The organism is Bradyrhizobium sp. Ec3.3 (assembly GCF_000472925.1).
Classification (GTDB): domain Bacteria; phylum Pseudomonadota; class Alphaproteobacteria; order Rhizobiales; family Xanthobacteraceae; genus Bradyrhizobium.
In genome coordinates this window covers 1-22,545 of sequence record NZ_AXAS01000070.1, presented here as the reverse complement: position 1 = coordinate 22,545, position 22,545 = coordinate 1, and the positions used below count along the sequence as shown (strand labels likewise).

Annotated in this window: 25 protein-coding genes and 2 pseudogenes; 18 read left to right on the top strand and 9 right to left on the bottom strand. The window is 59.1% G+C overall.

Going from position 1 to position 22,545, the window contains the following annotated elements; translation table 11 throughout:
• Positions 1-734: 734 nt before the first annotated feature.
• A complete protein-coding gene (locus tag YUU_RS0139710; protein ID WP_027527255.1) occupies positions 735-1,106 on the top strand; it encodes an Ig-like domain-containing protein in 372 nt (123 codons plus the stop codon).
• 203 nt (positions 1,107-1,309) lie between these two features.
• On the opposite strand, the gene YUU_RS0139705 is transcribed toward YUU_RS0139710, so the two are convergent.
• Both YUU_RS0139705 and YUU_RS57360 read right to left on the bottom strand, forming a co-directional pair.
• Positions 1,310-1,492 (bottom strand): hypothetical protein, encoded by a 183-nt coding sequence (locus tag YUU_RS0139705; RefSeq protein ID WP_027527254.1) that lies wholly within the window; start codon positions 1,490-1,492, stop codon positions 1,310-1,312.
• Between the two features lie 328 nt (positions 1,493-1,820).
• A complete protein-coding gene (locus YUU_RS57360) occupies positions 1,821-2,090 on the bottom strand; it encodes a DUF3551 domain-containing protein (protein WP_084801780.1) in 270 nt (89 codons plus the stop codon).
• 189 nt (positions 2,091-2,279) lie between these two features.
• Between YUU_RS57360 and YUU_RS0139700 the strand changes: the two genes are divergently transcribed.
• The 3 genes from YUU_RS0139700 (at position 2,280) to YUU_RS53370 (ending at position 4,007) form a co-directional block, all read left to right on the top strand.
• The gene (locus YUU_RS0139700; protein ID WP_027527253.1) at positions 2,280-2,486 is read left to right on the top strand and encodes a hypothetical protein; all 207 of its coding nucleotides are present in this window, start codon (positions 2,280-2,282) and stop codon (positions 2,484-2,486) included.
• Positions 2,487-2,764: 278 nt separating this feature from the next.
• Positions 2,765-2,947 carry a hypothetical protein gene (locus YUU_RS53375; protein ID WP_035664644.1) on the top strand — a complete coding sequence of 61 codons (183 nt, stop codon included), beginning with the start codon at positions 2,765-2,767 and terminating at the stop codon, positions 2,945-2,947.
• A 175-nt stretch (positions 2,948-3,122) separates the two neighbouring features.
• The gene (locus YUU_RS53370; protein WP_371260559.1) at positions 3,123-4,007 is read left to right on the top strand and encodes a hypothetical protein; all 885 of its coding nucleotides are present in this window, start codon (positions 3,123-3,125) and stop codon (positions 4,005-4,007) included.
• A 180-nt stretch (positions 4,008-4,187) separates the two neighbouring features.
• Here the strand turns inward: YUU_RS53370 and YUU_RS59420 are convergent, their stop codons facing one another.
• Positions 4,188-4,355 carry a hypothetical protein gene (locus tag YUU_RS59420; RefSeq protein WP_156944782.1) on the bottom strand — a complete coding sequence of 56 codons (168 nt, stop codon included), beginning with the start codon at positions 4,353-4,355 and terminating at the stop codon, positions 4,188-4,190.
• Between the two features lie 485 nt (positions 4,356-4,840).
• Here YUU_RS59420 and YUU_RS55455 point away from each other — a divergent pair, with 485 nt between their 5' ends.
• From YUU_RS55455 to YUU_RS0139620, 9 genes are all read left to right on the top strand, one after another.
• The gene (locus YUU_RS55455) at positions 4,841-5,338 is read left to right on the top strand and encodes a hypothetical protein (RefSeq protein WP_051390146.1); all 498 of its coding nucleotides are present in this window, start codon (positions 4,841-4,843) and stop codon (positions 5,336-5,338) included.
• Between the two features lie 421 nt (positions 5,339-5,759).
• Entirely contained in the window at positions 5,760-6,395 is a 636-nt protein-coding gene (locus tag YUU_RS0139665) for a DUF1326 domain-containing protein (RefSeq protein WP_027527251.1), read from the top strand.
• Between the two features lie 270 nt (positions 6,396-6,665).
• Positions 6,666-7,238, top strand: a complete 573-nt coding sequence (locus YUU_RS0139660; RefSeq protein ID WP_198031915.1) for a DUF2182 domain-containing protein — start codon at positions 6,666-6,668, stop codon at positions 7,236-7,238.
• A gap of 763 nt (positions 7,239-8,001) precedes the next feature.
• Positions 8,002-8,652: a hypothetical protein gene (locus YUU_RS53360; protein WP_051390145.1), complete on the top strand. Its 651-nt coding sequence runs from the start codon at positions 8,002-8,004 to the stop codon at positions 8,650-8,652.
• Between the two features lie 449 nt (positions 8,653-9,101).
• Entirely contained in the window at positions 9,102-10,229 is a 1,128-nt protein-coding gene (locus YUU_RS0139640; RefSeq protein WP_245288248.1) for an IS630 family transposase, read from the top strand.
• 273 nt (positions 10,230-10,502) lie between these two features.
• Positions 10,503-11,486, top strand: coding sequence for an ABC transporter substrate-binding protein (locus YUU_RS0139635; protein WP_027527248.1), 984 nt, complete (start codon positions 10,503-10,505; stop codon positions 11,484-11,486).
• Positions 11,487-11,805: 319 nt separating this feature from the next.
• A complete protein-coding gene (locus tag YUU_RS0139630; protein WP_245288247.1) occupies positions 11,806-13,155 on the top strand; it encodes a metallophosphoesterase in 1,350 nt (449 codons plus the stop codon).
• Positions 13,156-13,211: 56 nt separating this feature from the next.
• Positions 13,212-13,637 carry a hypothetical protein gene (locus YUU_RS0139625; protein ID WP_210164188.1) on the top strand — a complete coding sequence of 142 codons (426 nt, stop codon included), beginning with the start codon at positions 13,212-13,214 and terminating at the stop codon, positions 13,635-13,637.
• Positions 13,637-13,996, top strand: coding sequence for a hypothetical protein (locus YUU_RS0139620; RefSeq protein ID WP_027527245.1), 360 nt, complete (start codon positions 13,637-13,639; stop codon positions 13,994-13,996). The genes YUU_RS0139625 and YUU_RS0139620 overlap by 1 nt, the downstream gene beginning before the upstream one ends.
• 2,022 nt (positions 13,997-16,018) lie before the next feature.
• Here the strand turns inward: YUU_RS0139620 and YUU_RS53355 are convergent.
• Together YUU_RS53355 and YUU_RS0139595 are read right to left on the bottom strand one after the other, a co-directional pair.
• A pseudogene (locus YUU_RS53355) lies at positions 16,019-16,334 on the bottom strand (hypothetical protein); the annotation flags it as partial.
• Between the two features lie 130 nt (positions 16,335-16,464).
• Positions 16,465-16,893 carry a hypothetical protein gene (locus tag YUU_RS0139595; RefSeq protein ID WP_027527243.1) on the bottom strand — a complete coding sequence of 143 codons (429 nt, stop codon included), beginning with the start codon at positions 16,891-16,893 and terminating at the stop codon, positions 16,465-16,467.
• Positions 16,894-17,220: 327 nt separating this feature from the next.
• Between YUU_RS0139595 and YUU_RS0139590 the strand changes: the two genes are divergently transcribed.
• Positions 17,221-17,607 carry a hypothetical protein gene (locus YUU_RS0139590; protein WP_027527242.1) on the top strand — a complete coding sequence of 129 codons (387 nt, stop codon included), beginning with the start codon at positions 17,221-17,223 and terminating at the stop codon, positions 17,605-17,607.
• A 223-nt stretch (positions 17,608-17,830) separates the two neighbouring features.
• Here the strand turns inward: YUU_RS0139590 and YUU_RS53350 are convergent, their stop codons facing one another.
• Complete coding sequence (locus YUU_RS53350; RefSeq protein WP_035664646.1) at positions 17,831-18,214, bottom strand: response regulator; 384 nt, start codon at positions 18,212-18,214, stop codon at positions 17,831-17,833.
• Between the two features lie 233 nt (positions 18,215-18,447).
• Here YUU_RS53350 and YUU_RS57355 point away from each other — a divergent pair, with 233 nt between their 5' ends.
• On the top strand, positions 18,448-18,666 hold the full coding sequence (locus YUU_RS57355) for a hypothetical protein (protein WP_084801773.1): 219 nt from the start codon (positions 18,448-18,450) through the stop codon (positions 18,664-18,666).
• Positions 18,667-18,775: 109 nt separating this feature from the next.
• Here the strand turns inward: YUU_RS57355 and YUU_RS0139575 are convergent, their stop codons facing one another.
• Entirely contained in the window at positions 18,776-18,997 is a 222-nt protein-coding gene (locus YUU_RS0139575; protein ID WP_027527240.1) for a LuxR C-terminal-related transcriptional regulator, read from the bottom strand.
• Between the two features lie 246 nt (positions 18,998-19,243).
• On the opposite strand from YUU_RS0139575, the gene YUU_RS57350 reads away from it, so the two are divergent.
• A complete protein-coding gene (locus YUU_RS57350; RefSeq protein ID WP_084801771.1) occupies positions 19,244-19,678 on the top strand; it encodes a DUF3551 domain-containing protein in 435 nt (144 codons plus the stop codon).
• Positions 19,679-20,232: 554 nt separating this feature from the next.
• Here the strand turns inward: YUU_RS57350 and YUU_RS53345 are convergent.
• A pseudogene (locus YUU_RS53345) lies at positions 20,233-20,677 on the bottom strand (cupin domain-containing protein).
• Positions 20,678-20,728: 51 nt separating this feature from the next.
• On the bottom strand, positions 20,729-20,941 hold the full coding sequence (locus YUU_RS57345) for a hypothetical protein (RefSeq protein WP_198031918.1): 213 nt from the start codon (positions 20,939-20,941) through the stop codon (positions 20,729-20,731).
• Between the two features lie 539 nt (positions 20,942-21,480).
• Here YUU_RS57345 and YUU_RS0139565 point away from each other — a divergent pair.
• Together YUU_RS0139565 and YUU_RS53340 are read left to right on the top strand one after the other, a co-directional pair.
• The gene (locus tag YUU_RS0139565) at positions 21,481-21,714 is read left to right on the top strand and encodes a hypothetical protein (RefSeq protein WP_156944780.1); all 234 of its coding nucleotides are present in this window, start codon (positions 21,481-21,483) and stop codon (positions 21,712-21,714) included.
• 634 nt (positions 21,715-22,348) lie between these two features.
• A partial coding sequence (locus YUU_RS53340; RefSeq protein WP_035664642.1) for a hypothetical protein occupies positions 22,349-22,545 on the top strand: 197 nt, incomplete at its 3' end.

Sequence of the window (22,545 nt, the reverse complement as noted above, 5' to 3'; positions counted from 1 at the left end):
GCTGCACTCTCGTTGCTGCCCGAGACTGTGGGCTCAAGGAATACACCGCGGCCTTCACTCGCGTCTGGCTTTTTCCTCTGTGACTGATTTGCAACGGGGTGCGCCTAAGCCGGCGCCGTAGCGTGGTTACGAGCACCACGTACAGCAGCACTCCGTTCGCGAAGGTAATGAGACTAAGAGCGTGGTCCAGGTTCATCTTCGTCCTCGCCGGTTGTGCGGCCATGGAGCGGAGAGTGAAGAAAGCACCCCGATTATTCCGTGACCGCGCGCACACTCGCTGAGCCGGTCAAAACCATCGAAAATCACGGTTTGACGGATGCGAAATCCGCTCGGCATTGAATGACATCAATAGCTCGAGTCTTCCGTGTTGCATCTGTGTTGCTCAAGCCTCCAATTTTCGGAGTGATTGGTAATCGTCGGCAGACATTGCGAGACGAGACGCTGTTAGAGCGATCAGCGCGCGAATGACACACACTCTCCTGATCGGGCTCACGCTGTGACGATGCATGGCCTGCCCGACTCAGTAACGGCCGCTGGTGCGTTCTACGCCGCACCGCTGGGGTAGTGCACCCATCTACGGGCTGACGCAGGCCCCTACGGCACTCCAGCCTTTCCACGCTCAAACCACGTCGCGAAAAGACGGTATTTGGCGCGGGATCACAAGCCGGGCGCTGATTGTTTTTGTAAATGACCAGCTCTATCGTTGGACGCGGATCAATATTTGGAAGGGAAGCATGATCAGGTTTGCAGGACTGCTTTGTCTTTTGCTGTCGGTACTCACCGGTCCTGCCTTGGCCGGTACATGCGTCGTGCCGTACATCCGCACGCTTGATAATCAGACCGTGAACGGGACAATGTATGTCGTCAGCGGCAAGCGGTGCAGTATCGCTTTGCAGCGATCCGCAGGTCCGATTCACAGCGTGAAGCTGGTCTCGCGTCCCAGCAACGGGAGCGTGTCGATCAATGGCGGCCAGGTGGTTTACGTCTCCTCTGCCGGATATGTCGGAGACGATCATTTCACCTATGCCCGTCAGGGCCTGAACGCGCTCAATCAGCCGATCACGCGAACCGTCGAGGTGATCGTGAAGGTCTCGGCCAGGCTCTGAATTGCGGCGACAGTGCACTTAGTTCGTAGGGTAGAGCACTTGCGAAACCCATCAGGCTTGTCGTTCGACACCTCGATGGGTTTCGCTTTCCGCACTGCTTATAGGGCGTAGCCGAATGTTGGACGGATTTCGGCTCGGAGTGGCACTGGACGTGGCGGCGTGACATCAGCCGATCGAGGTGGCGTTCCTCTGATCAGGCACGTTCACAAGGGTCGGATGCCGGGGTTGCCGGGATTACCGGAGTTTCCTCCGATGGCAGCGCTGATAGCCTCGTCAACCGCCTTTGTGATGTACTTGCCGAGGTCGGAGACCCCTCCGCTCACGGCCTCGACTTCCTCATCGCGAAGTTCGACGCAAACTGCTTCCAAATGGTCGCGGTCGTTCATGGTCTGCTCTCCTTTGCGGGTTGGGAAGGGCGGTCATTGGCTGAACCTTGGCGTGGTGCGCTTCCCAATAGAGCAGCGGGCTAAGAACGGCCGCGCATGCGATTGTCAGGAAGATGATGGTCATCGGGGTCCCCATCGGGCTCAGCAAAGTTTGTCTTGGATCATGCAGTTCTAGGAACACCACGCCGTGCTGACTGTGCCGCGCATCACAGTTCTGAGACAGTTCTGAGGGGGCGCGCATCATGCGCGCACGGGCACACCGGCAGTCGGGACTCGTGGATAGACGCACGTGGATTGAAGGAGCTGCACTCGCGGCTACACCGTCCGACTAGTAGACGCCTTGTCGCCGAGGGACGCGGCCCGGTGATGCCTGATCTGCCTGCGGCCGATATGGGTTGGCGTAGCACGTCGCCGAGAGTCCCGACGCCGTCGCCCGGCACTGCTCCAACGATGTATAGCTGCAGTCGATGGCGATGGCGCCGGTCTGCCCCCACTTCTGGAGGCAAACCGGATAATGGGGATCGTAGCGTTGAGCCGTGGCCGGAGCGCCTGCCAGGATCGTCGCCACCACCACGACTGTCCAACGTAGCGTGCGCATCGCAACCCTCGTTCTCGTCAGTGCCATTGAACAGAACACCGCCGACCTGCACAAGGTGGCCACACACGCACGCCCGGCCTTCAATATTTTCCGACGCGTCGGGCGCGCGCATCAGGCGCGCGCTACGTCCTGTGCCGAGCTAGTTGGCTCTGTTCTGCTTAGACGCTTCGGCCGCGCCTATGATGGAGCGTGCCCAATACAGGCACGCCGCCCGCGAGGCTTGCGCTCGAGCTGATCCTACAAACTGGGCACGCGCGAGCCGATGCCGTCAGGATGGGACGCCAGCACGTCAAGAGCGGCAAGCTGTCGATGCGCAGGCAAAAGACGGGAGTCCAGTTCGATATTCCGTTACCGCCCGAACTAGTCGCCGAACTGGCGCTGCATGGGCGGCTGTGAAGATCGCGAGCACGAGCATGACGGCCGGGAGCCTGAGCTATGCGCCTGATCCGGGCTCTAGTCATGCGAGCGCGGATTAGGCTCGCAGCATGGGCGATCAAGGGAAGCCTCGCGCTCGCTAGGCTCTACAGCGCCCTGATGCCTGAGCAATATCGATAGAGCAGAGAGGCCCGCCGGTTCACGCTGGCGGGCCATTATATGGAACTCTGGCGTATTGACCTAAGGTGCTATTTGCCGAACTCGTACCTGTTGGTAGCCATCCCTCGAGGGCTGAGGGAATGAAGAAGAACAATCAGGCCGAGCTAAAGAAGCTAAATGAATTGCGGAGGCTGGAGCGAATCTGCCGGGAGCATGCAGAGTTCGCTTCGATGGATCTTGAGCGCGCCGGTCTCTTGCAGGTCGCCGAAGACTGTCAGATGGCGGTCGAGGCAATCGAGGCACGGCTTTGTCAGAGTAAGTGAACGGACCCGACAGCCATGTTGAGGCTTTCAGCGAAATCCGTCGTGCGCTTTGCCGAGATGCTGGTCGGCATTGCCCTGCTTGTGTTTATAGCGACCTTTCTTCCCTGGTAGAGGGACGAAAATGCGGGGCTTCGGTCCCGCGATTTGAGCTAGCTAGAAGAAACAGTTGCAAGCCGTGTTGAACGCGGCTGCGAAGAGTGCCGGGGATGAAATGCGAAACTTGTTCCGCAACAGCGCGCTATTGCGGCGGCTGTATTATCGTACGCAGATGCTTCGCGCGCGCGGGCAATCTGATGAGACGCAAATTCTTGATCGCCTCACTCGCGGCATTCTGACGAAAACGTTCGTTGAGTTCGGGTTTCATCCCGTCCAGTTCAACTGCATCGGGCTCGCCCAAAACCCGGACTGGCACGGCCTTCTGGTCGACGGCAATGCTCGTCAGATCGCGGACGCGCGCGCCATTCTTCCCGATCGGATCAAGATCGAGGAGCGCTTCCTGACCGTCGATAATCTTGAATTTATCAAGAGTGCATTCCCCAAGATCGGAGTCCTATCGATCGATGTCGACGGCAATGATTTCTGGTTCCTGCGTGAGCTGATCGATACTCGGCCGTCTGTAATCTGCGTCGAATACAATTCCAGCCTTGGCTTGGCGCCAATTACGGTGCCCTACGATCCCGCGTTCGATCGACACGAAAAGCACCCGCGCGGCTGGTATCACGGCGCTTCCTTGACAGCCTTGGCGAAGCTTTGCGCTGCCCATGGGTACGGACTGGCCGAAGTATCGGCCGCAGGTGCCAACGCATTCTTCACCGAAGGCGGCACCCTAGACCCGCAAACTGCATGGAAGCCAAACAGGCTTCGCGAAAGCTATTCCGGTGTGCCTCACGAGGAACAATGGGAGGCAATCCGCCATTTGTCTTTTGAGACAGTTTGCTCGATGCCGGCGGCGAGCGTAGGGCCGTTCTGTGGTGAGCTTCATCGGTATCCCATAGCCGGGACCACAGGCCTATTCCAGCTGAAGTCGGGCCGCACGTCGACGCCGCGCCTTCCGCAATGATCGCTGATAGGGTGCGTCGCGGGTGCCGCTTCGCGAATAACCGCTACGTTAGCGCTGCTGTCAGAACAGGCCCAACGCGATAAAAATTCCGACCTCAGTCAGGAAAACGCCGTCGTGAGGAACAGATCGCCCATAGACATGGCCTTCCTCGCCGGTTGCCAGTCCCGTAGTCTGGCGCGCTTACCGATCCTCGGGCTCGCCTTGTTTTTCGTGAACGTCTCGTGCCTGCGCTCGCGCTAACAGCCCTGTGAGCATCTGTCGCTGTTTGTCCGTGATGTTCGGATCGGCAAGCCGTCTTCTGAAGATGATCAGATTCTCATTGTGGATGAAGTCTTCCATCGATGTCATGCGTGCCACCCCTGTGCCAGCACGACGCCATCTGTGATCCTCAACAGCAGTGCCACAAATAGCGGCAGAATTGCTGAGGAAGGCGTATCGGGCTGGTGATGCAGCGTGCTCATGGAACGGGACAACACCAGAAAGTGCAATTGTCCTTTGATACAAGTGCTCGCGACCAGAGTACGACCCGTGCCGTGAGCCACTGCTTTGAGTGGGTATCGCCGCCGCTAGCGCGTGAAGTCGCGAGCTGGGACGGATCCCACCCCCCGCGATCAGGCACCGCTACCGGTTGTCCAAAGGGACGGTTTGTCGCAAGTGTCAGTACATTGATCCAGATCAAACGCCGGTTCTCTGCCCTTCATGGAATAGCTGCCGATCTCCAGTCAGTCTGGAGGAAACCGCCGCGGCTTCAACAAGGCGGCTAGAACACCATGGACTTGACAATTCGATCAGGTCGTCGTGGCGGCGACTGATGCAAAAAGGGAGTGCTGCACATGGGATTCCTTGACGAGTTACTCGCCGGTGGGCCACGCAAGAAAGAGTACAGCGATTTCGTAGATCGATACGAACAAGGAGACCCGTCCCAAGGTTACTCCGATCAAGAGGTTCTGAAGCGGTATGCTGAAGTGTCACACGCTGTCCCGCCAGACCGGTACGCTCAGGCGGCGCAAGAGGCGCTGAGCAAACTGTCGCCGGAAGAACGAGCGGAGTTCGTAAAGATGCTGCAGGACCGCGCTGCCGCTCGTGGCGTAACGCTGCCCGGAAAGGTGGCGCCCGAACCGAAGGAACTGGGCCAGGTGCTTACTGATCTGCATAAGACGCCAGGGCAGCTCCGGGATATGCTCGGCGGAGGCGACCCTCAGCCTCAGGAGCAAGCGTCAACGTCTAATCCGATCACCGACATCCTGGCGTCCCCAATGGCAAAGGCTGTGCTCGCGGGCATCGCAGCCATGGTGGTCAAGAACGTGATAGGTCCGTCCCAAAGGGCATAGCGCGGCGCCGAAGTCGGGATTGAAGCGACCAAGGTACCGGTACCGGTTACTGTGGCACGTCTTCTACATCATTTTCCGCGAGGCACTTGAGTACTAGGGCGTGTCCTCAGTAAGCGGCTTGGCCGACTGATGTCCGCTCAACCCCCAACAGCGGCGGAAGAGCGGACATTGCCTGAGGTCGCAGAAGGGCCATTAACGGGCTCATGCACCGCAGCAAAGCCCCATGCTATTGAGGCACTCGCTCCGTCACTTTCCAACTGTGGCGCAAGAGCAGACACTGAGGCAGGTGCGCATAGGGTCAACCGTGTCGGTCCGACGAGACTCTTTGTCCGCTCACTGCAGCGGGCACTGGATCGCTTCCGCCGCCTGTGGCAAAATTGAAGTTCCTTCGTCAGCTATCGTCAACCATCGGAGGATTGCCATGGCCTACGTCGATTGGATGATCAAAGGACCGGAGCTAGGCACCTGCAACTGCGACTGGGGTTGCCCCTGCCAGTTCGATGCGCGGCCGACAAGAGGCAACTGCCGCGCGGTCGTGGCCCTGCGCGTAGACGAGGGTCATTTCGGCGAGGTCCGACTGGATGGACTGAAGGCTGCCGCGATCCTTGCCTGGCCGGGAGCCATTCATGAGGGGCACGGCGAAGCCTTGGCTATCATCGACGAGCGGGCCGACAAGCAACAGCGCGAAGCCCTCCTGAAGATCCTGACCGGGCAGGAAACTGCACCGTTCGCGACTATCTTCAACGTTGTCGCGGCGATGACCGAGACCTTCCACGAGCCGGTGTTCGCGCCGATCGAGTTCGAAGTCGACCAAGAGAAGCGGAGAGGCCATTTCTCGGTCGCCGGAATCATTGACGTCAAGAGCGAGCCGATCCGCAATCCCGTCAGCGGCGAAGAACATCGAGCCAAGCTCGTGCTGCCGCACGGCTTCGAATATATCGAGGCGGAATTTGCGAGTAGCACGGCGAAGACCATGGGCACAATTGAGAATGACTGGACTGGCCGCCACGCGCATTTCTGCATGCTGCACATGGGGCCAAACGGGGTCATACACTGAGCACAGGCTTTGACAGGCAGTACGCTTGAATCCGCCCTGAGGCGCGACAGGCTCGTCGCAACGAGCCTTATCGGCTTGTGCCTGCTGTCCTGGCTCTTCTTGATCCATCTATCGCTGCAGATGGAGACGATGGAGGGTATGGCGGCGCGGATGATGGGGATGCCGGTCGGAGATGCCGTGTCGACAATGCTCGGCGCCGCTCTGAGTCCGAGAGCGGCGGAGATTGCGGATGCGACAGTCAATTTCTTCCTGGTCGCGCTGATGTGGGCGATGATGATGGTCGGCATGATGATGCCGAGCGCGGCGCCGACCATCCTGCTCTTCTCTGCGTTGGAGCGTAAGCGCACTGCGGCGAACCGGATCGCTTCCTTCATAGCCGGCTACTTCGCCATCTGGAGCGCATTCTCAATCGCCGCGGCGGCGGCGCAGACGGTGCTGTCGCACACCGGCCTCATATCCATGCAAATGGCGACGACGAGTGCCGTGCTTGGTGGCGCAGTGTTCATCGCGGCGGGGCTCTTCGAGTTCACGCCGCTGAAGGAGCGCTGCCTCGTCCATTGCCGGTCGCCGCTCGAGTGGATCCCGCGTCACATGCGCCCGGGCCAATTGGGGGCGTTTCGCATGGGCGTGGAGCACGGCGTCTACTGCGTCGGCTGTTGCTGGGCGCTGATGCTCCTGCTTTTCGTCGGGGGCGTCATGAATCTGATCTGGGTGGCGTTCCTTGCGACTATTGTGCTTGTGCAAAAAGTGCTGCCAAGCGGAGTTACTGTCGCCCGGTTTGCCGGCGTTGTTCTCATTGTCTGTGGCATCGCCCTCCTTGCCCGGTCGCTGATCCTTGCCTGAAGTTGCACTTGAGCCTGTGAGCTGAGATTGCCTCGACCTCATGCATTGTCCACCGTCGATCGCTTCAAAAGCGTCGTTCTAGTCGCCCGTCAGTCACTTCCAGTCTGCCCCGATAGGCGGACCATTTGGAGCTGCCCATGGTAGTCGCATGGGGTTGATCCCCGGGGCGGTCCAATCCCGTACCGCCCTATTTTCATGTGTGCTACCTAGTCGGATGGCCAAATGGTAGCAGGAAAAGCAGATCATGACTGACGATCAGATCAATCTCGCCGTTCAGCACCTTTGCGAGCAATTGCACTTGGCGCTCCGATTGAAGGGCAGCGAGGCACATCCACCAAACGCCAAGGACATTGGATTCGATCCTGCCTCTGTGAGAACTGTATTGCTGACCGGCTTGCGTTCGGCGGGTGTCACGATCCACCACGAGTCAGCCGGGGCGAGCGAAGAGCCGCCATGGTCCTAAGCGCGGGACAAAAGCCCCGCGCCAATGTCTCAGTTGGGTCAAAACCGGTAATACTCTGACCGAGCGGAATATTTCCGCTTAGCTCTCAAGATCGGACATCTGCGAGTCGATGAGTACACGCCCTAGCAGATTTCCCATTTCGATCAGCATTTGGATATTGCGATCAAGGGCCAGGCAGGTCGCGATCGGAAGCAATGCTTGATGGGGAAGGGGTGAGTCAATTTGACTCACAGAAGCGCCTTGTGGAATTGCGAGATCAAGGAGTCTGATACTCTGGCTATTCCAGCAAGGAGATCTCGCGTGACCGATCTCACTTACAATTTGAACGGCGGCTTCAAGCCGACAGCGAAGAGGTTCGCTGACCTCGGTGGACCGGACTTTTTCCCGACGCCAGCTTGGGCAACGTTCGCATTGATCGATAATGAAAAGTTCAACGGCGAAATTTGGGAGTGCGCATGCGGTGATGGCAGCATGTCCCGCGTGCTGGAGCAGACTTGCCAACCTGTTCGCAGTTCGGACTTGTATGATCGTGGATATGGAGAAGCCGGTGTTGACTTTCTCCGTGCAGAGCGGACGACCGACAACGTCATCACCAATCCGCCCTATAACTGCGCCGAGGGTTTTGTCGCGAGCGGCGTCAAGCTGGCGAAGCGAAAGCTCGCTCTTCTCCTACGGTTGGCCTTCTTAGAAGGTGCGAACCGAGCGAATACGATCTTTTCCAAAATGCCACCCGCTCGCGTCTGGGTTTTCAGTGAGCGCATTACCTTTTACCCAAGCGGTGTCGAGCCGAAAGGCAGCGGTGCGACTGCCTATGCCTGGTTTGTTTGGGACAAAGAGGCTGAGGGGCCAACTGAACTGAGGTGGTTCAAACCCGGCTACAAAGCAAGGTATGCTCAACTGCGCCACGTTCTGGTCGAACAAGATCAGGCACGAGGCAAAACCACAAGGTGAGCCCAACTTCTGGAGAGCGCGCTGGGCGACATCAGCCGCAGGATGGATGGCCTGCCGCCATGCGCATCCGTCGAACGGCTCTGGCGGTGGCTAGCTATCGCTGAGGGGTAGGGGGCCCCCGGGCGCTCACCCGGGATTGAGTGCGGTCAGGTACCGGTACTGGTTACTCACACTTGTTTTCGCTCGTAGCGAATGTCTGATCTACCAGTCCGGCTGGACGCCGAAGCGCAGGCGCTGACACAAAATGCCGTGAACGTCCGCTTCGGGCGGCATAGCGGACGACACCCGGACTTGCTGCTGGCTGAACCAGTTGCGAATGACCCTTAGGCGACCTCCACCGGTCAGAAATCTTCCGCTCTTGCGTCAATAGCGTCCATGCTCGCCGCTCAGGATGGACCGCCTTGTTCACGGGCTCGGCTTCCTCTTGTGGTTCAGTGAGGAGCGCATCAATGAGAGCCGATCGAACGATCGAAAGAAATTATCTTCGCCAATGGCGCATGCTCATTGCGCAATATGAGGCCGTCAAGACGGGAAGGTCCAGAGCGTTCAGCAGTGTGCGCGACTTCTACGCGTACCACGGAACCTGCTCACAGACCTTCCGGAAATACTATAACCGCTATCGGGCGAGCGGGCTGACAACTGATCTGTTCCCGCGACGACGTGGCCCGAAACACCGGGTGAAGTCAGAAGCGGAAGCGACCCAAGCAAGAGAGGCTGTGTTCAAAGTACTGCATTCTCCACCGTCCGGCTTTGGCTTCAATAGAGCAACATGGAAGAGCGATAATCTTCAGGAAGCCCTGAACGCGACGGGTGTCAGGCTGAGCAAGCGGGACATTCAATCCATCATTAAAGCGGCAGGGTATCGATGGATGAAAGCCAAGCAGGTCCTAACAAGCAAAGACCCCGAGTATCGAACCAAGCTGGATAGCGTGAAATCCATACTTCAAGGCTTAAGGGAGGATGAGGGGTTTTTCTCGATTGATGAATTTGGGCCGGTCGCGGTCTTAAAGCGCGGTGGACGTAAGCTCGTAGCTCCTGGCGAGGAGGCAACCGTGCCTCAGTGGCAAAAATCGAAGGGAGTTGTGATCATCACCGCCGCCCTCGAGCTCTCCACTAATCAAGTTACCCATTTTTACTCAGACAAGAAGAACACGGCAGAAATAATCAAGCTACTGGACTTGCTGCTCGCTCAAAATCGCCATTTGTCGCGACTGTATCTATCCTGGGATGCTGCTTCCTGGCACATGTCCAAGCAACTCACGTGTCGGATCGTATCTAACAATGTGATGGCGGAGGTGACGGGCTCTACCCGCGTCGCGACCGCGCCACTGCCGGCGGGTGCGCAATTCCTGAACGTCGTTGAAGCCGTCTTCAGCGGAATGGCCCGAGCCATTCTTCACAATAGCGACTACTCATCTGTGGGAGAAGCGAAGGCAGCGATCGACAGGTACTTCACAGAGCGGAATAAGTACTTTCGCGAGCATCCGAAGCGGGCTGGAAACAAGATTTGGGGTAACGAGCGGGGAACAGCAGCCTTTTCAGAGAGCAGCAATCACAAAGACCCGAGATACAGATAACGATTCCCAAAGCGCGAAGCCATGGCCCCCTTACGCCGAAAGCTGACGTTGATAGCAGGTCTCCTTCTGGCCCCAAGCCGAACAGCGCTTAAGCCGTTGTGATGTCGGCTGTCGGCGGTAAACCGGACGCCGGAGTGTGCTTGCCTCGACCGCCGCTTGTGACCCATCTCGGAAATTGGAGCCTGATCAGTTTCCGGCGTCGTTTCGCGCCATTTGCCGCTCGAACCTGCTATAGTTTCGGGATTGCGCAAGGCCCGCTCTCGGAGGGGGCATATGCGACGACGCGAGTTCATCACATTTCTCGGCGGCGCGACCGTGGCAAGCTATGTCGGCGCCCGGGCGCAGCAGGCGAGAATGCCGGTGATCGGATATCTCGTCTTTGGCTCTGCCGGGGTGGGCCCAGATCGCCTCCGTTCGTTCCGCCAAGGCCTTGCAGAAACCGGAATTGTCGAGGGCCGCGACGCAACAATCGAAATTCGCAGGGCCGAATTCCACACCGAGCGATTGCCCAAGCTGGCCGACGAGCTGGTCAGCCTTGGGATCAACGTCTTGGCAGCCCCCGGCAACACCCCAGCCGCCCTTGCCGCGAAGGCCTCAACCACGACGATCCCAATCGTGTTCTTCGTCGGCGGCGACCCGGTGCAACTTGGCCTTGTCGCCAGCCTTAGCCGGCCCGGCGGCAATATCACGGGGGTCACCAACTTGACGGTTGAGGTTGGGCCGAAGCGGCTCCAGCTCCTCCACGAACTGATGCCCAGCGCAACCGTCTTCGCACTGATTGTCAATCCCTCCACTCCGCTTGCGCAGATCGAATCGAGAGATCTGTTGGAGGCGGCGCGCGTCCTCGGGCTTGAGCTGCACGTTCTAAAGGCAACCAGCGAAGATGAACTTGATAAGGTCTTTTCATCGCTAATCCAATTGCACGCCGCCGCACTGCTGATCGCCACCGATGGATTGTTCACTGCCCGGAGCGAACGATTGGCTATGCTTGCGCTGCGCCATGCGATCCCTGCCATCTCCAGCAATCTTGAATTTGCCGCGGCCGGCGGCCTGATTAGCTATGGAAGCAGCATCGACGAGCCGTTCCGGCTGGCTGGTGTGTACACCGGCAGAATTCTCAAGGGCGAGAAGCCGTCCGATATGCCGGTCCAGCAGTCAACGAAGATCGAACTCAAGATCAATCTCAAGACCGCAAAGGCGCTGGGCCTGACAGTACCGCCCGCGTTGCTCGCCCGTGCCGACGAGGTGATCGAATAAATGGCCATGTCCGAGTCTGGCCCGTCGCGACATATTGCATCGCGATACCAAGTAGGTCGCTAACGGGGCATAGCGGAAGTTGGTAGGCAGCCGTCTTTTGCAGAACACGACGCTCGTGACCCAACTCGGACATCGGAACAAAGCAAACGGTCATCCCGAGCAAAGGCACTTAGAAGACCACCAATCTGCCGAAGTTGCATAGCGCACGAATACGGTTCGGCTATCCGTGATTGCAGCACCCTTGGGCGGCTGGCGTTCGTACCTGCAGCGGCAACGCCGATCGGGTGAAATGGCGCGAATAGACGGATGGAGCGGCCAGATGGACGGGCACCTTGTCTTCAGCGACGTGAGTTCGGCTCATCGAAAAGGCGGATTGAATAGGAGGGGCCTGCTCTCGGGCCTCGCTATGCTTCCAATGGTGTCCTCGCTCGTGGCGGTCAAGGACGCGGCAGCGCAACAGACAAATCCCGGCTTCTCTTTTGTCGTCTGCGGCGACTCGCGACCCATGATGTACCTGCCCGTCAAGGAAGGGCGTACCGACCTCGTCGAGCTCTTCGTGGAGATGTTCGGCTTGGTCATGCCGGAAAAGGTCGCGGAAGCAGTCGTGAAGCGCGACGTGAAAATGATCTTCGACCCCGTCACCAAGGAGCTTAGGCAAGTGGTCATGCCCTTCATGTCGCGGAGCGAGGTCATGACGTTGTCGGTGGATCAGGGTTGGGTGACCCGTGCAACTGTCGAAGACGTCAAACTGCTTCCCGGAGTGCACCGGGACATTTTCCAACTCGAAGGCGGCGATTGGGTCTCTCGCGAAATCGTGCAGCACATGCAGGCCGGGCGCGCCAAATTTGTGGTCAACAGCGGCGACGTCGTCTGGTGGGGCAACCAGGGCCGCTCAGTCAGCGACAGTCCGTACTGGAAGCGCGTAAACGATACCATGCTCAAGCTACTGCCGGGGCCAGATTCCGAGATGCGTGCCGCAGGGCTCGAAGGACGGTGGTTCATGTCGGTCGGCAATCACGAAGTGTGGGGCGATCCAAAAATTGAAGGGACGCTTGATGCGGTGCCTTATCTGAAAAAGCTCGGTGTGACGCCGGAGCGGTTGATCTACAAATTCGATTTCCGAGACATAAGATTCATCTTCTTGTGGAGCGGAAAATATGACTACCGCTCACCGTCGCTCTGGGATGCGGACCGACCAAAATACACCGAGCAAATGGTGCAATTGCAACAGTGGCTGGACGACGCAAAAGCCAAGGGAATCAAAAAGGCATTCATTACCTTCCACTATCCGGTCTTCTGCCGCGCAGGTCTCGGTCCCATTCCGGAGCCTGATAATCCCCACAAGACCATCGCGGCCTATGCCAAGGATTTGGAGTTGGTCGTCTTCAACGGACACGTGCATACTACTGAGCTGTATGACGTCGATGGCGTGAAATACCTGGTTCTTGGTGGGGGCGGCGCGGAGCAAGACCCTATCCTTCCCGGCCGCACGAGCATCAAGGTGCCGAGCAACTATCCACCGGACCTCTATTGGAAGGGCAAACCCCCGCAACTGGAATACAACTACGCGTTGGTCGATGTCGCACCAGACGAGAAGACAAAATTCAACCTGACACGTTACCGGCCCGGCTCGGCTGAGCCGTTCGCATCCGAGGCACTGTTCTCGTAGAGCAACGGTCGTAACCTGTGGGGACAATAATTCTCATCCTGCACGGCTTGGTCACGGTGGCCTTGCTTGGTGCGATCACGCATCAGACATTGGCAACATGCGCGCCGGCCAGGGCGAAGCCGTATTCGTTCTTCGGCCGGTTTCGCGCGGTGCGAGGTGCAGGCTTCACCAATGCAATCGTCGTTCTGTATGTGATCTCGTGGCTGCTCGGCGCTGTCGTCTACCTGTATTTCAAGGTCGATGTTCAGCCAAGTTTGGAACGCGATCACCATTGGCATGCGCTGGGTTTCTTTGATCTCAAGGAGGATTTCACCGCCATCGGCTTGGGGGTGCTGCCCGCATACTGGTCGTGCTGGCATCAGCCGGTTGATGGTCGCAGCTATCAGCTACGCACTGCCCTGACCTTACTCCTTGCATTCATCGTCTGGTGGGCCTTTCTCGTTGGTCACGTTATGAACAACATCGGAGGCTTCGGATCGTAATGTCCAACTCGATGTTTCCGCGGTTCGCTTTTGCTTATGGGGCAGCTTTCGCGCTCTTTTACGCTATTGCACATGCCCGCGGGCTTGCGCTGTTTACCGTTTATCCCGCGCAAGGCATCGTCCTTCTCGGTCTGCATCGTTCCCGGGATGTTGCCGATCCCGTCTTGGATTTCCTCGCGCCCGAGATGTACTGGTACGGGTGGACTGCTTCCGCCGCTGTCGGCGCGCTCGTTGTTGGCATAGTTGCCGCGCTTCTGCCGGCTCGCCTGTCCCCGTTCTGGGCATGGTGTGCGTGGGTCGTTCCCCCAATGGCGATGATCGCTTGCGCTTATCTCACAATCCCCTGGTTTCGGCTTTAGAAGCCAGATTTCCGCTGTTGGCCCTTCGCGTCATTTCGCGGCGATGCCGAATTTGGTCGCTATTGGGGGCATAGCGGACGCTGAGTAAGACGCACCGCCTTCCCTGTAACTGCAACCACGGATCGAACCAAATATCCTGAATAAACGTGGTCGCGCGTACCCCGCTTTTCGGCAGAAATCAGAGGACCCGGACGACCATTGCGGAGGGTCCGCCATTCCCGGCGTCACCCACCGCAACGCCAGAACGCACCCGCGACCTTCCTAGCGCGATTGTGCCCTCAACCTTCCGGTGTTGAAAAGCGGTGCGATGGTCTGATGGTCTAGACGTTCGCGAGTAAAGGCCCATCAGCAGCTAACCGCGCTAGTGAAGGCAACGGACCACTCGTACCCTGACGATTTCAAGGGAGGCGCGCGTTATCAGGTGCGCGCCTCCCGGCGCTTCGCACTCAATGCATGACGCTGCGGTTAGACAGCCGGTCGGCATGTCGTTCAGAGTGGTCGGTATCGTCCCGCCACGTCCGCTCTCCGCACGAGCATCTGAACATGTGGATGATGTTGCCCGTGCCAGCGTCCACAATGGTTCGGACCAACTCCAGCTTCTCGCTGCACGTTGAACACGGCTCTGTCGACGCGCTTTTAGCTTCTATGACCTTCTCGGCCCAGAACAACTGCATGGTTGGCTCCGTCGCTTGAGCTACCCTAACTAGAACTACCTTGAGGAGAAGGGCGGGGGTTGCAAATGGCTGAATGAGAACGGCGTGTTCGCCTAGAGGAACACTCACACCGCCTCCGTGGATGTTGGAATCGGAAGGGGCCGCTCTGAAAGCGGCCCCTTGGCGGCCGGTACAATCTTCATCGGGATGAAATACTCAGCCCCGGCAGTGGTCACCTTAGAGGCAGCACTGCACCGAGGGGATTCCGGTAAATTACTGATCGCAGCACTGTCCTAATTCCTCCCCGCTAGTATCTCGAATTACAGACCGAGCATCCACACGGCGAACGCAGCGCACAAGCAAATTCCGCCCAGGACGGCCATTCCAGCAAAGAACCGTTCTGTTCGGTCCACCGCGATCCCCTCCGGATCCGCCCATGGCCTCATAACGTTTAGGCAGCGCAAATGGGTCCTAATCTATCAGAGCGAGTGTTTCGGCTGCGCCCGACCGTGATCGCCGGCGAGCGGCTCGATGAGGATTTTGTCGGTGGTATGGGACGGCATTAACAGGCGGGCGGCCCGGCACACTGCCCCCGCCGAAGAATGTGCCGAGCCTAGCCAGTCAGTCCCGCTGGTCAAATCATGACCGGCTAAGGTCGATAGTGGGGCAGCAATGTGGCTTTGCAAATTGCACGGCGGCAACACCTGTTAGGTTTTTCATAGTCTGAACGATTGGCGCCATGTGTCGGCCGCCAGCTCGCCAGAATCGCGAGCGCAAATCGATTGCGTCTTGGACATCGATCGATTCCGCGCTGGTCCGACCGAAGCCCCGGACTCCCCGCTCCACTGCTTTCAGCCCCCAGCCCCAGCGATGGAGCGGGGCTACCGCGCGCAACTGCTTGCCCATCTCCGCGAGCGCGGTGATGGCGGCTGGCTTCGCTGCGACGACTGGCCGCTCCGGGTCCTAACGCCGCGGTGATCAACTTCCTACGGCAGCGACCCTCGGAGGTCTGCGACACCAAAATCCAAGTTGGCTCGGCCACCGTTCTCAATATTGGTCAGGGTCCGGGCCTTGCTGCGTTCTGACACAACAATATTTCGAGTGAGGACCGCGCCAAGTAGGAACGTCGTAGCCGTCAGCCCACTCAGGACCGCCAGAAATAGATTGGACCAGCGCATCATACTGCACCCGTGCGCATCGCCCCGCCCGCTGCAACTTGCGTCGTTGAGTCGTTAGGCGATTTGGTGGCGCGGCGGTGGCATGCTCCGAAATTGCCGCGGCTTACCGCGCCCCCCTGTTTTGGGGCCAATGGCCGCGCCGCCTAAAAGGGGATTTGTCCCTTGTCCCGCTGTCCGCAGCAAGCAGCGATCTACGTCATGCTTCCCGGCATAAAGCAGCGGATCGAGACGCTAGCCGAGGGCCCAGAGCGGCCACACGATCGTTCGCCCCGCCCGGTTCGGCGCGGTGATGACCGCCTCGTCGGGCACATCGACCCACACCAGCTCGCTGTCATCGGCATCGCTGCGCGGCACGCGGACGCGAAGGTGACCGGCGCTGCTGATCCAGTCGGCGTCGGCGATCGTTCGGCCATCGGCGACCGAGCAGCACGGCCCCATGCCGCTGCTCAGGCCGTTGAACCACGCGCGCAATTCCGGAGATGAGCCAGCATATTGGCGCCTCGATCGCTGGCTACAGCGCCAGCCACCAAACCGCCAGCGCGACCATGACGACGACCGCCGCGACGAAGATCAGCGCTTGCGTGTTCGACATACGCCACATCGCGCACCGCCTTTTGTGTGCGAGATGGTACAATAGTTAAGCGCGGTATGATAAGGCGACCCGCAGCAGAGCGATGCCGGAGCGTCGGTCCTGCGCAGCGAGTGATGGCTCGTTCCACTCGCCCGCCTTGGTAAGACAGGCTGCCGCGATCTCGCGCCAGACCAGATCCACGACCGCGTCGATGTTGCGCCTGACCGTCGTGTCGCGCGAGCAGCGCGCCGCCATGCCGGACAGATGCGTCAGGACGGTGCCCGCGATCTGATCGATCAGTTCGTCGGCCGCGTCACGCCGCACCAAGGTGCGCTTCTTCTCCTCAATCTTGATCTGCAGCAGTTCGGTCTTGGCGTTGACGTGATCAGCGTCGGCTTCCGTGCGGGGTGAGTGCTTGTGTTCGCGCCGCAGGTGCCGCAGGTACGCAACACGGCTCTGGTCCAGCGGGAAGCCCTGACCATGCCGCTGGATCACGCCTTCCGATTCGAGCTTGCCGGCTGCAATCGAGGTGCAGTGCGAGTGCCGACGCGCTGACGGTCTCGCGCATGATGGACCGCCGTCGAGAGATAGCCCCGTCGGTGACGACCTCGGTCATCAGCGTCATTCCTGTTCGTCCCGGCAGGATACTCCAATTGCGGCGTCAGCGTGAAGGCGGTCGATGGAGCAGTCGTTCACGAAGATGAACGTGAGGATTGATCCAGGTCAAAGGTGCGAAGCTCCAGCGCGCGAGACTTCGGGCGGACCCGCGGTCAACGCGATGCAGGTGTCCGCGGCTTCCTCTCTCGAAGAAGGAGTACGCTAATGTTGCGTCGAATTCTCATCGCTTCGGCAGCCGCAGCCACGCTGCTGGTCACCTTCACTCCCGATGACGCATTCGCCCGCGGCGGTCGCGGCGGCGGCATGCGCGCCGGAGGCTTCCACGGCGGTGCCGTGCGAGCAGGAGGCTACCGCGGGGGCGCAGTCGCGGCTCGCGGATACCGGGGCGGCGCTGTCGCTGTGCGCGGCGGGCGCTACGGCTATCGGGGTGCGTATGCAGGGGCGTATCGCGGCTACCGCTACGGGGTCGGTGCGGCGGCAGTGGGTGCGGCTGCGGTCGGCGCGGCTGCGGCGGGGTCCTACTACCGCGGCGGCTGCGGCTACGACGCGTACGGCAACTATGCCTGCCCCGGCGGGTACTATCCGTACTGAGCGGCGCGACGCCGTTTAACTGCTATGGGGGCATGGCGGACACGCCCCCATCTCGATTTATGAGAACGCGTCCTTGGCAGACTGTTGCCTAACCCGCAACTGCATCCACGGATTCGCGGCAGATATTCTCAATAGAGGCGGTCGCACGTAACCCGCATTTTCACGCGCGCCGGAGGACCAGGACGACCCTGCGGACGGTCCGCCATCACCGGCGTTTCGCGCATCAAAGAGAACGTTCGCCACACAGTTCGGCGACATCAGCCGTGACGTTCTCGATCTCATACGGCTTCTCCCATCGTCGCACATGCTGGAAGCGCTCGGGGATGATCTCGACACCGTAGCCAGTCGTGAAAATGAAGGGCTTTCCGACACGCATGAATTCGTCCGCGACCGGAAGGGATGACCAACCGCGCAGGTTGATATCGACCACGGCGACATCGAAACAATCGTGCTCGACAGACATCGCGTCGGCGAGTTCAGTGACCGGCCCGACCACATGAGCACCGAGCGCCCGGAGAGCGTTCGCGAGGTCGTCTCCGATAAGATACTCATCCTCGACAATAAGAACTCGGCAGTCCTTCAAGGAAGGTTCGTTGTGGTGGGCCATCTGTTCCACCCCTCGCGTCGTTCTGCCTCGTTGAGACAAACGTCAATCGACGAAAGCGTTCCCTTGTGCGGTTCCAAGTTCCGCTACGCAGCTTGCCGTGTGGTGTGGACAAGGGAATTCCTCGTAACGTTTCGGCAAAAGCGTTATTGTTCGGCATCACCGGCTAGGCTTCGTCCGTAGGCGCCGGTGGCTGAGAGACCGCTAGCGCTCCCGCCTATAGCGAGGAGAGCAAGATGGATCGGTCCCCGCATCTTCAACATCTTGAACAAGCTGAGCGCCACCTGTTGCGTGGCGAGCAGAATGTTTCCGACCAAGAACAGCGTATCGAAGACCTTGAACATCATGGGCATGACACAACTTTGGCTCGCGCACTCTTGGAAACATTCCTGCGGACGCAAATGCAATTCGTTGCGCACCGCGCTCAAATCCTTAGAGAACTAGACCATGCTTGAACTAGGACCTGTTAGGGTTTGCGGTCGACGCGTCTTTCGCCGGGAAGGCCGTACAGCGCGCCGGCAGCGCCGGACTACAGGACAACGGCCAGCGTTGTTCGCCTGGTGCCTACGTTATGCCTCTGTAGGTTCTCCAGCTAGCCAGTCGCTCGGCCGCATCGGCGATCTCGTCCGGCGCGCTGATCTTCAGCTTTTCAAGTAGGCGGACACGCTGTTCTGCGACTTGCGTTGCGGTGCCACCGAGCCGCTCGGCGATCTGAGCATCCGTTTTCCCGGCGACAAAGCGCCTCAGGAGTTGCTTCTCGCGTGGACTGAGCGGTAGGTTGGTCATTGGTGCAGTCTCTTGCACCTCGACAGCGCAGACTCTTCTATCGCCGTTTTCGTGCGCAATCGTTTCTCAGCGACGGCGACGCGGTGCGCCACGACGGGATGTCGGACTTTTGCGCGCAGGGAAGGCTTCTCGAAGCAAGACTGGGCCGCCTCTCACTGCACGCGCATGAACCTATTCCGTGAGCGTTGACTTGGATCAATACCGCCAACGGTGTAGGGGTGTTGTGCCGATTTGGAGGAAGTTCCAATGCGCACATTGGCTTTGACGCTTTTGACGATGGGTATCATTTTAACAGCAGGGCACGCCCGGGCTCAAAGATATGATCCGGCTTTTCCCGTTTGCTTGTATGTCGTCTCTTTCGGAGCCAGCCCTTACTATAGATGCAGCTACACGACGATGGACCAATGCAGGGCGTCGGCCAACGGTCAGATGTGCATCCTCAACCCGTATTACGCTGGTGCGACGGCGCCTGCGAGAGGGAACAATCGGCGTTATTCTCGCCAAGTCGGATCACGATCAACCGCGTACGCTGTGACCAGATCGTACGCGCCACCTGAGCCACCGATCCACTACCGGACTGCACCGTACAATCAATACAATGAACCGTATTATGGAGCTTCCCAAGGTTACGCGCCTGGCGAGAAACAACGATTTCTCGAAAGTGTGAGACGACAGATGTAAAGTCCGACTTCCACCAGCCGCCGAGGCGCCCACTCAGGCGGCCCCGCGCCGCTGTCTTGTCTAGAACAGTCGCGATTGGAAAGTCACACAGTAGATTTTCAGAAGTTTTCGCGTGGCCCCCCAGCGTGAAAAACCCAGCCACCGAAGGGTACGATATGTTGCCAGCATATTGGACCTCTTGGGACATGGAAACTGACCCGCGGCCAATAGGGAGAGACGCGTGGTGGCGGCAGGTGGGTGGCTGATGATTAGTAGCTTGGAGCTCTTACCTAGCGGCGCTCGAACCCGCACCCCACTCTAGCGTTTCGCGGTAGGTTAGAATGTGAAAAAAATGTCAGGCCGCTCGCTGCTTGTGAGATGTGATCCAGCATCAGCCAGAAATATCTCCTTCATGTCCGGATCGCGCGCTCGAGCCGACCCTGCGTAGATCGACAGATATTCGCCTGTCGATCTGGAAGCCGCGGCGGAAAGTTCTGCGCGGCCCGGCATCCGGTTTACGGCCTACGTAACCGCAGCTGGAGCTTTGGTCGGGGAGCAATAGCGGAAGTGCGGTCTTACTCCGCAAGCGAGCCCCGGGGTGCGTTCCGCGCGATCAGCGACTTGAGTTTGTTGAAGGCTCGGATCGCGATGCCCAACGGGATCGGATAGGTCAGGTGGACGAAGAGCAACCTTCTTCACATAGCCCTCGGCGTGCCATTTGGCGCGCGCGCCGCTGCGAAAAAATATCACGTCACCAACGCCATAGCGCTTCGGCGGCATGCCGTCGATTTCGAGCACGATTGATCCTTCGAGGATCATGATGGTCTCATCGAGATCGTAGTACCAGTTGAACTTGCCTTCGGTGCACGACCAGATCATGGCGTGGGCAGTGTGGCACGCGCTCGACGACAGCAGGCGGGAACGGGCTTCCGGATTTCCTTCAATGATCCAGGATGGCTCGATCGGCGACGGATCGAGATCCGTCTTGTAGTGCCACGTCTCAATGGCAGCGAGCGGCATCGGTTTTCCCCACTGCAGATTACACGGCCCCAGGTTCCGGGTTTCGTGCGCTCAGAAAGGCTCCCAGCTGACTTCAGAACGAGGTATTTCTTTCGGGTTGGTATTCAGGATCTGCATCAAGTGTTCGGCTTCCTCCATCGTCAGATTGGCTGCCAAACGGGGCCCAATATGCGCCGGCCCCTTACGCTCTCGATCGTAAACCATCCAACCTTCGCGTCCTTGCCGAATGACAAACCTACCTTGTGAAGTTGCATCGCCGCTCAAGGATTGTTCCTCCCCAATCGCTGACTCGATCAGCGACGATAGGGGCTCTCATTCCCTCGGCCTGTATTTGCCTATGTGAATCGTTTGTAGATTTCGGGCTGCGGCTTCCGGGTTGGCGCAGGACGTTCGGCGGTGAGCTTCATGCAGCGGATGCTCCGCGTTGGCGGGCGCACTGGGCCTGAGCCTGGGCAAGGTCCTGCCACGCCAGAGCAACACGCAACCATTTCAAACGGTCGACCGGGCAGGTAGCGGCTACGGCGTTGCGCATCGCCTCTTCGGCTTCGATGCGCGGATCAGCATCTTGGCTCATCCTGCCCCTATAGCTGGTACAGCTTAATGACCGACGAATGAACACAGCCGGGAAACTACGGCCGGTAGGAGTTCGAGATCGCGTCGCGCGTGCCGGCTTATCAGGCCCGGTTTGGCACGACGTTCAATGCGCCTGCGCCGCATTGCAAACGGGCCATGGCCTCCGAATTAGACCGGACTTGCGCCGAAACCGCACGCGTATAGGTTGTAGCCGGGCTGAGGGGGATTCGATGGCTAAGACACCGATTTCTGCCGGTGATTTGGGCTGGATCATTCTCGAAGAGTTGAGGGATAGCGGCGATTGCCCGATAGGCGTGGCGCTTGCAGTCATTCCTGAGCCCGATGGCGATTGGCGTGTAGTCATCCAGGCACACAGCCGCAATGCGATGACAACAAGGTGCCTGCGGCGCATTGCAAGTATCGAGAAGAGGCTAAAAGCCGTTTATGCGGTGGATGAGGCGTGAAATCATGGGCCAACCCGCTGATGGATCCAGGCCGAGCTTATCAATGTAGTGGTGGCCGGCGTCACGCAAGGTGACGAGCTTGCGCCCGCCAACCTTGAAAGGATCTCGAAGGGCCGCCCCAGCCCCGATCTGTCATTCCTTGCGTGTAGCGCTAGGGGCGCTTTGTTGTCCACAGTGTCGATCGCGACACACTGCATTGGCGCGACTCGTCGTAGGCTTTTGCCGCGTCTTCATGGGCGCGTTTCCTCCCTAGCCTTGAGCCCGTCGCGAATGGCGGGCTTCCTTCGATAGGACGCATCAATTGGCGGTTTCGGCCTGTAGGAGCCGGGCATAGGTCCCGCTCTCGTGCAACTCGAGCCAACCGCGCTCGACCGCCATCTTGATGCCGGCGCCGAACTCCTCGCAACGGCGCGTTGATCTTCTCGATATGGATGCGACCGTCTTGCACGGGCTCGATGCTAGTGGCGATCTCGACCAGCTTCCGTGCTGCCTCCGAGTTGGCGAAGGGACGTTCGGTGGGTGATTTCTGTCACAGATAAAAAATCGGTCCTCAGGCATCTACACGAGCAGTGAGGCGCTGGCTCGCTTCGAGCCAGATGTTGTTCACAGATACAAACTCTTTGGATAAATCATCATGATGCGTGAACTCATCGATACGGACCTCGAGGCGGTGGCTGGCGGTACTGTCAACGTTGCTTCGATCTCGATCCCGACGTTGACCCAGACTCTTCTTCAGAACAACTCGCTCAACCAGACCGGTGTTGCTATCGGCGGCTCCGTTGTCCAGGTGGCCGGCGGTCAGTCGAACACCGGGGTCCAGGCTGGATCCAT

Coding starts and splice junctions, on each gene's coding strand:
- YUU_RS0139710 (WP_027527255.1), top strand. CDS start 735: ATGATCAGGTTTGCAGGACTGCTTTGTCTTTTGCTGTCGGTACTCACC.
- YUU_RS0139705 (WP_027527254.1), bottom strand. CDS start 1,492: ATGAACGACCGCGACCATTTGGAAGCAGTTTGCGTCGAACTTCGCGAT.
- YUU_RS57360 (WP_084801780.1), bottom strand. CDS start 2,090: ATGCGCACGCTACGTTGGACAGTCGTGGTGGTGGCGACGATCCTGGCA.
- YUU_RS53375 (WP_035664644.1), top strand. CDS start 2,765: ATGAAGAAGAACAATCAGGCCGAGCTAAAGAAGCTAAATGAATTGCGG.
- YUU_RS59420 (WP_156944782.1), bottom strand. CDS start 4,355: ATGACATCGATGGAAGACTTCATCCACAATGAGAATCTGATCATCTTC.
- YUU_RS55455 (WP_051390146.1), top strand. CDS start 4,841: ATGGGATTCCTTGACGAGTTACTCGCCGGTGGGCCACGCAAGAAAGAG.
- YUU_RS0139665 (WP_027527251.1), top strand. CDS start 5,760: ATGGCCTACGTCGATTGGATGATCAAAGGACCGGAGCTAGGCACCTGC.
- YUU_RS0139660 (WP_198031915.1), top strand. CDS start 6,666: ATGATGATGGTCGGCATGATGATGCCGAGCGCGGCGCCGACCATCCTG.
- YUU_RS0139640 (WP_245288248.1), top strand. CDS start 9,102: ATGAGAGCCGATCGAACGATCGAAAGAAATTATCTTCGCCAATGGCGC.
- YUU_RS0139635 (WP_027527248.1), top strand. CDS start 10,503: ATGCGACGACGCGAGTTCATCACATTTCTCGGCGGCGCGACCGTGGCA.
- YUU_RS0139630 (WP_245288247.1), top strand. CDS start 11,806: ATGGACGGGCACCTTGTCTTCAGCGACGTGAGTTCGGCTCATCGAAAA.
- YUU_RS0139620 (WP_027527245.1), top strand. CDS start 13,637: ATGTCCAACTCGATGTTTCCGCGGTTCGCTTTTGCTTATGGGGCAGCT.
- YUU_RS0139590 (WP_027527242.1), top strand. CDS start 17,221: ATGTTGCGTCGAATTCTCATCGCTTCGGCAGCCGCAGCCACGCTGCTG.
- YUU_RS53350 (WP_035664646.1), bottom strand. CDS start 18,214: ATGGCCCACCACAACGAACCTTCCTTGAAGGACTGCCGAGTTCTTATT.
- YUU_RS57355 (WP_084801773.1), top strand. CDS start 18,448: ATGGATCGGTCCCCGCATCTTCAACATCTTGAACAAGCTGAGCGCCAC.
- YUU_RS0139575 (WP_027527240.1), bottom strand. CDS start 18,997: ATGACCAACCTACCGCTCAGTCCACGCGAGAAGCAACTCCTGAGGCGC.
- YUU_RS57350 (WP_084801771.1), top strand. CDS start 19,244: ATGCGCACATTGGCTTTGACGCTTTTGACGATGGGTATCATTTTAACA.
- YUU_RS0139565 (WP_156944780.1), top strand. CDS start 21,481: ATGGCTAAGACACCGATTTCTGCCGGTGATTTGGGCTGGATCATTCTC.